This is a genomic window from Pseudenhygromyxa sp. WMMC2535, assembly GCF_011083025.2.
Genome location: NZ_JABJWV010000022.1, coordinates 1 through 6,161, shown reverse-complemented (window position 1 = coordinate 6,161; position 6,161 = coordinate 1). Strand labels below are relative to the sequence as shown.

The window sequence follows — 6,161 nt, the reverse complement described above, 5'->3', positions numbered from 1 at the left end:
GCATGGAGTTTCATCAAGATCGTCCGGCGCTCGAACCTCGAGAGCTTCCTGCTCTCGCCCCCGGCCTACTGGGCCCCGCTGCCCGCGGCCTCGCTGTGGTACGCGCCGATCGACGAGCTCGCGCTCTTCTTGGCCTATGGCCGCTCCTTTGGCCCGCCCCAGTACCTCCAGCTGCTCGTCGCCCCCGACGACCTCCAGCTCCAGGCCGAGACCTCCAACGGCGTCGAGCTCGGCGCCAAGCTGCTCGAGCTCGCCGGCCTCTATGGCGAGGTCACGGGCTGGTACAAGGAATTCACCAACTACATCGACGTCGGCGAGGAGAGCTACGACGCCATCCCCAAGATCCACATCTGGGGCGTGGAGAGCGAGCTCGAGTGGTACCCCAGCGAGGTCTTCGACGCCGACTTTGGCGAGCCCACGGTCTACGCCGGCTACGCGTGGACCGGCAGCTACCTCATGGGCCTGACCTACACCGGCAACAAGATGCCCTGGTACCCCGAGCACGAGGCCTGGGCCGGGGGCAGCTGGGGCTTCGGACTTTGGCCTGGAGCTGGGCGTGGACGTCAGCTACCAGAGCCGCCAGTACACCGACCTCGAGAACCGCGAGGTCGAGGACCAGGACACCGCCGCCTACGGGCCGATCCCCGCCTACACCCTGGTCAACCTGTGGACGCGCATGAAGACCCCCCTGCCCCGGGGCTGGCGGCTGGAGTTCACCGGGGGGATCAAGAACATCGCCGACGTCCGCTACTTCTCGCGGACCGACGACCGCAACGCCGGCATCCTCGTCGGCCGGCCGCGGACTTTTTATCTCAACATGGGCTTTGCCACGACTTCTTGCCGACCAACGCCCGCGAGCCTCGCAAGCGCAGGCGCAGGCGAGAGATGGCCTGGAACGCAGGTTTTTAGATAGAGCGGCCCCTGCTCCGGCGGCTACCATGGCGCCATGCTTCGACGCGGCGGCCTCATCTGCACGTCACGCTGACCCTCGCCGCCTGCGGGAGCCCGAAGGCGTCCGTCCGTCCCGACGTGGACATGCTGTGCGGGACGTGGACGAGCGAGTCGGGGGCACACGAGCGCTGGGAGATCGACGGTGACACCTCGTCGGTCAGGCTCACAACGGCGAGGAGCTCGAGCAGCTCACGCTCCTCGCACAGGGCCAGGGACACGTCTACATCGTCCAGCCCGGCCAAGCCGCCCCGACGCAGTTCGAGCCGATCGATCCGAGCGCGGCCCGCTTCTCGGTCGATACGCCTCGAGGCGCGACGATCTGGGTGTGGGCCAACTACGAGCACGACTTCCCGCAAGAGATTCACTACGCGCTGTTCGCCGACGAAGGCCGGCTCGAGGCGGCGATCGTCGGCCCCGGCGAGGGCGAGGCGCCTTCGGTCATGACCTGGAGCTTCACGCGTAGCGCCAGCTGTGGCGTCGATTCGTGAGCTCGCCCTCGCCGAAGCGCCTAGGAGCCCGTGGTGAAACCCAACACGGCTCCTAGCGCGGCGCCATGCGGATCGCCCCGTCGAGGCGGATGTCCTCGCCGTTGAGATAGCCGTTGCGGCAGATCTCGAGGGCGAGGGCGGCGTACTCCGCCGGCCGACCGAGGCGAGAGGGGTTGGGCACCTGGGCCCCGAGCGCGTCGCGGATCTTCTCGGGCAGGCCGTGGAGCAGCGGCGTGTCGAAGATGCCCGGCAAGATCGTGTTCACGCGGATCGCCTCGCGCGAGAGGTCGCGGGCGATCGGCAGGGTCATGCCGACCACGCCGGCCTTCGACGCCGAGTAGGCGGCCTGGCCGATCTGTCCGTCCTCGGCCGCGACCGAGGCCGTGTTGATGATCGAGCCGCGCTCCCCACACGCGAGCGCGTCGAGGCTCATCATCCCCGCCGCCGACTTGGCGATGCAGCGAAAGCTGCCGATCAGGTTGATCTGGATGATCTTCTCGAACTTGTCCGCGGGGAAGTGGCGGATCTCGCCGGTCTCCTTGTCGCGCGAGGCCGTCTTGATCCCGTTGGCCGTGCCCGCGCAGTTGACCAGGATCCGCTCCTGGCCGAGGGCCGCGCGGATCTTGGCGAAGCCGGCGTCGACCTGGGCGTCGACGGTCACGTCGACCTTGGCGAACACGCCCCCGATGTCCTTGGCCACGGCCTCCCCGGCCGCCTCGTTGAGATCGAAGATGCCGACCTTCACGCCCTCGGCGGCGAGCGCCCGGGCCGTGGCCTCGCCGAGGCCCGAGGCCCCGCCCGTGACGACTGCAGTGATATTCGAATCGAGCTTCATGCGTCGCGCAGGATAGCGAATGCCGGCCCGGCGAGCCCAGGGATCGACCTGCGCCGAGCCTGCGCCGCCTGCCGGGGCTCAGCGCCGCATCTCCTGCAAGACCACCCGCATGCCGCTCATGTCGATCGAGCCGTGATCTCGCACGCGCAGCCCGGCCGCCGCCCCGGCCGCGGCCGTCACCTGGGCGGCCGGAGTGACCCACACGAGCCGACCGCCGGGGCTCAAGGTCCGCGCCGCGTGGCTCACGAAGCGGCGCAGGGAGGCGTGCAGGCCACCGGCCAGGGCCGTGCGTCGGCCCATGGGCGGATTGGTCAGGATCACGTCCGCCTTGGCCGGGCTGCCGGCGTAGACGTCGACCTCTTCGATGCGCACGCGCGCGGGGTCGAGGCCCGCGGCCTCCACGTTGGCCCGGGCCGCCGCGATCGCCTGGGGGTCGCGGTCCGTGCCGATGAGGCGCAGCGCGTCGGCGAGGCGGCTGCACTCGATCAGCTCGGCCGCGCAGCCGCAAAAGGGGTCCCAGACGCGCTCGCCCGGCTGCGGCGCGGCCACGCGGGCCATGATCGCCGCGAGGGTCGGGTGCGAGGAGGCCGGGAGGTGGGCGACGCGATAGTCGAAGCGCGGGTCGGGCCGACGCGGGAGCGCGACCAGCTGGCTGCGCGCCTCGTCGACCTCGATGGTCCAGCTGACCGCGCGCGAGTCGTTGCGCAGCGCCGCCTGGCGGGCGTCGAGGGCCTGGGCGATGGACCAGACCACGGCCCGCCGCGAGCCGCCCTGGGCGAAGCTCAGGCGAAAGCGCACCGCCCGGTGCGCTTTCGCCTGAGCTTCGCCCAGGGCGGCTCGCGGCGGGCCGTGGTCTGGTCCATCGCCCAGGCCCTCGACGCCCGCCAGGCGGCGCTGCGCAACGACTCGCGCGCGGTCAGCTGGACCATCGAGGTCGACGAGGCGCGCAGCCAGCTGGTCGCGCTCCCGCGTCGGCCCGACCCGCGCTTCGACTATCGCGTCGCCCACCTCCCGGCCTCCTCGCACCCGACCCTCGCGGCGATCATGGCCCGCGTGGCCGCGCCGCAGCCGGGCGAGCGCGTCTGGGACCCCTTTTGCGGCTGCGCGGCCGAGCTGATCGAGTGCAGCCGCCTCGCCGACGCGCTGCGCCTCATCGGCACGGACCGCGACCCCAGGCGATCGCGGCGGCCCGGGCCAACGTGGAGGCCGCGGGCCTCGACCCCGCGCGCGTGCGCATCGAAGAGGTCGACGTCTACGCCGGCAGCCCGGCCAAGGCGGACGTGATCCTGACCAATCCGCCCATGGGCCGACGCACGGCCCTGGCCGGTGGCCTGCACGCCTCCCTGCGCCGCTTCGTGAGCCACGCGGCGCGGACCTTGAGCCCCGGCGGTCGGCTCGTGTGGGTCACTCCGGCCGCCCAGGTGACGGCCGCGGCCGGGGCGGCGGCCGGGCTGCGCGTGCGAGATCACGGCTCGATCGACATGAGCGGCATGCGGGTGGTCTTGCAGGAGATGCGGCGCTGAGCCCCGGCAGGCGGGCGCAGGCTCGGCGCAGGTCGATCCCTGGGCTCGCCGGGCCGGCATTCGCTATCCTGCGCGACGCATGAAGCTCGATTCGAATATCACTGCAGTCGTCACGGGCGGGGCCTCGGGCCTCGGCGAGGCCACGGCCCGGGCGCTCGCCGCCGAGGGCGTGAAGGTCGGCATCTTCGATCTCAACGAGGCGGCCGGGGAGGCCGTGGCCAAGGACATCGGGGGCGTGTTCGCCAAGGTCGACGTGACCGTCGACGCCCAGGTCGACGCCGGCTTCGCCAAGATCCGCGCGGCCCTCGGCCAGGAGCGGATCCTGGTCAACTGCGCGGGCACGGCCAACGGGATCAAGACGGCCTCGCGCGACAAGGAGACCGGCGAGATCCGCCACTTCCCCGCGGACAAGTTCGAGAAGATCATCCAGATCAACCTGATCGGCAGCTTTCGCTGCATCGCCAAGTCGGCGGCGGGGATGATGAGCCTCGACGCGCTCGCGTGTGGGGAGCGCGGCTCGATCATCAACACGGCCTCGGTCGCGGCCGAGGACGGACAGATCGGCCAGGCCGCCTACTCGGCGTCGAAGGCCGGCGTGGTCGGCATGACCCTGCCGATCGCCCGCGACCTCTCGCGCGAGGCGATCCGCGTGAACACGATCTTGCCGGGCATCTTCGACACGCCGCTGCTCCACGGCCTGCCCGAGAAGATCCGCGACGCGCTCGGGGCCCAGGTGCCCAACCCCTCTCGCCTCGGTCGGCCGGCGGAGTACGCCGCCCTCGCCCTCGAGATCTGCCGCAACGGCTATCTCAACGGCGAGGACATCCGCCTCGACGGGGCGATCCGCATGGCGCCGCGCTAGGAGCCGTGTTGGGTTTCACCACGGGCTCCTAGGCGCTTCGGCGAGGGCGAGCTCACGAATCGACGCCACAGCTGGCGCTACGCGTGAAGCTCCAGGTCATGACCGAAGGCGCCTCGCCCTCGCCGGGGCCGACGATCGCCGCCTCGAGCCGGCCTTCGTCGGCGAACAGCGCGTAGTGAATCTCTTGCGGGAAGTCGTGCTCGTAGTTGGCCCACACCCAGATCGTCGCGCCTCGAGGCGTATCGACCGAGAAGCGGGCCGCGCTCGGATCGATCGGCTCGAAACTGCGTCGGGGCGGCTTGGCCGGGCTGGACGATGTAGACGTGTCCCTGGCCCTGTGCGAGGAGCGTGAGCTGCTCGAGCTCCTCGCCGTTGTGAGCCTGACCGACGAGGTTGTCACCGTCGATCTCCCAGCGCTCGTGTGCCCCCGACTCGCTCGTCCACGTCCCGCACAGCATGTCCACGTCGGGACGGACGGACGCCTTCGGGCTCCCGCAGGCGGCGAGGGTCAGCGTGAGCGTGCAGATGAGGCCGCCGCGTCGAAGCATGGCGCCATGGTAGCCGCCGGAGCAGGGGCCGCTCTATCTAAAAACCTGCGTTCCAGGCCATCTCTCGCCTGCGCCTGCGCTTGCGAGGCTCGCGGGCGTTGGTCGGCAAGAAGTCGTGGGCAAAGCCCATGTTGAGATAAAAAGTCCGCGGCCGGCCGACGAGGATGCCGGCGTTGCGGTCGTCGGTCCGCGAGAAGTAGCGGACGTCGGCGATGTTCTTGATCCCCCCGGTGAACTCCAGCCGCCAGCCCCGGGGCAGGGGGTCTTCATGCGCGTCCACAGGTTGACCAGGGTGTAGGCGGGGATCGGCCCGTAGGCGGCGTTGTCCTGGTCCTCGACCTCGCGGTTCTCGAGGTCGGTGTACTGGCGGCTCTGGTAGCTGACGTCCACGCCCAGCTCCAGGCCAAAGTCGAAGCCCCAGCTGCCCCCGGCCCAGGCCTCGTGCTCGGGGTACCAGGGCATCTTGTTGCCGGTGTAGGTCAGGCCCATGAGGTAGCTGCCGGTCCACGCGTAGCCGGCGTAGACCGTGGCTCGCCAAAGTCGGCGTCGAAGACCTCGCTGGGGTACCACTCGAGCTCGCTCTCCACGCCCCAGATGTGGATCTTGGGGATGGCGTCGTAGCTCTCCTCGCCGACGTCGATGTAGTTGGTGAATTCCTTGTACCAGCCCGTGACCTCGCCATAGAGGCCGGCGAGCTCGAGCAGCTTGGCGCCGAGCTCGACGCCGTTGGAGGTCTCGGCCTGGAGCTGGAGGTCGTCGGGGGCGACGAGCAGCTGGAGGTACTGGGGCGGGCCAAAGGAGCGGCCATAGGCAAGAAGAGCGCGAGCTCGTCGATCGGCGCGTACCACAGCGAGGCCGCGGGCAGCGGGGCCCAGTAGGCCGGGGGCGAGAGCAGGAAGCTCTCGAGGTTCGAGCGCCGGACGATCTTGATGAACTCCATGCGCACGCCGAGGT

At 70.4% G+C, this 6,161-nt stretch carries 11 protein-coding genes; 5 read left to right on the top strand and 6 right to left on the bottom strand.

Going from position 1 to position 6,161, the window contains the following annotated elements; all coding sequences use genetic code 11:
- Window positions 1–909 (top strand): TonB-dependent receptor (locus tag G6O69_RS38610; protein ID WP_176397411.1); only part of this gene is annotated, 909 nt, incomplete at its 5' end.
- Between the two features lie 56 nt (window positions 910–965).
- Here the strand turns inward: G6O69_RS38610 and G6O69_RS38605 are convergent.
- Window positions 966–1,169 carry a hypothetical protein gene (locus G6O69_RS38605; protein ID WP_176397410.1) on the bottom strand — a complete coding sequence of 68 codons (204 nt, stop codon included), beginning with the start codon at window positions 1,167–1,169 and terminating at the stop codon, window positions 966–968.
- A 105-nt stretch (window positions 1,170–1,274) separates the two neighbouring features.
- Between G6O69_RS38605 and G6O69_RS38600 the strand changes: the two genes are divergently transcribed.
- Window positions 1,275–1,439: a hypothetical protein gene (locus G6O69_RS38600; protein ID WP_176397409.1), complete on the top strand. Its 165-nt coding sequence runs from the start codon at window positions 1,275–1,277 to the stop codon at window positions 1,437–1,439.
- Between the two features lie 52 nt (window positions 1,440–1,491).
- Here the strand turns inward: G6O69_RS38600 and G6O69_RS38595 are convergent, their stop codons facing one another.
- Together G6O69_RS38595 and G6O69_RS38590 are read right to left on the bottom strand one after the other, a co-directional pair.
- On the bottom strand, window positions 1,492–2,274 hold the full coding sequence (locus G6O69_RS38595) for an SDR family NAD(P)-dependent oxidoreductase (protein WP_172308043.1): 783 nt from the start codon (window positions 2,272–2,274) through the stop codon (window positions 1,492–1,494).
- Between the two features lie 78 nt (window positions 2,275–2,352).
- On the bottom strand, window positions 2,353–3,072 hold the full coding sequence (locus G6O69_RS38590) for a methyltransferase (protein WP_176397408.1): 720 nt from the start codon (window positions 3,070–3,072) through the stop codon (window positions 2,353–2,355).
- Window positions 3,073–3,078: 6 nt separating this feature from the next.
- Here G6O69_RS38590 and G6O69_RS42685 point away from each other — a divergent pair, with 6 nt between their 5' ends.
- The 3 genes from G6O69_RS42685 to G6O69_RS38575 all read left to right on the top strand — a co-directional run bounded on the left by G6O69_RS42685 (window position 3,079) and on the right by G6O69_RS38575 (window position 4,659).
- Window positions 3,079–3,558 carry a hypothetical protein gene (locus G6O69_RS42685; protein WP_176397407.1) on the top strand — a complete coding sequence of 160 codons (480 nt, stop codon included), beginning with the start codon at window positions 3,079–3,081 and terminating at the stop codon, window positions 3,556–3,558.
- On the top strand, window positions 3,504–3,797 hold the full coding sequence (locus tag G6O69_RS38580) for a methyltransferase (protein ID WP_346017175.1): 294 nt from the start codon (window positions 3,504–3,506) through the stop codon (window positions 3,795–3,797). The genes G6O69_RS42685 and G6O69_RS38580 overlap by 55 nt, the downstream gene beginning before the upstream one ends.
- Window positions 3,798–3,876: 79 nt before the next feature.
- Window positions 3,877–4,659: an SDR family NAD(P)-dependent oxidoreductase gene (locus tag G6O69_RS38575; protein ID WP_172308043.1), complete on the top strand. Its 783-nt coding sequence runs from the start codon at window positions 3,877–3,879 to the stop codon at window positions 4,657–4,659.
- Between the two features lie 52 nt (window positions 4,660–4,711).
- Here G6O69_RS38575 and G6O69_RS38570 read toward each other — a convergent pair whose 3' ends face one another.
- The 3 genes from G6O69_RS38570 to G6O69_RS38560 form a co-directional block, all read right to left on the bottom strand.
- Entirely contained in the window at window positions 4,712–5,059 is a 348-nt protein-coding gene (locus tag G6O69_RS38570; RefSeq protein WP_176397405.1) for a hypothetical protein, read from the bottom strand.
- A 185-nt stretch (window positions 5,060–5,244) separates the two neighbouring features.
- Window positions 5,245–5,487, bottom strand: coding sequence for a hypothetical protein (locus G6O69_RS38565; protein WP_176397404.1), 243 nt, complete (start codon window positions 5,485–5,487; stop codon window positions 5,245–5,247).
- Between the two features lie 199 nt (window positions 5,488–5,686).
- Window positions 5,687–6,055 carry a TonB-dependent receptor gene (locus tag G6O69_RS38560; RefSeq protein WP_176397403.1) on the bottom strand — a complete coding sequence of 123 codons (369 nt, stop codon included), beginning with the start codon at window positions 6,053–6,055 and terminating at the stop codon, window positions 5,687–5,689.
- Window positions 6,056–6,161: the final 106 nt, after the last annotated feature.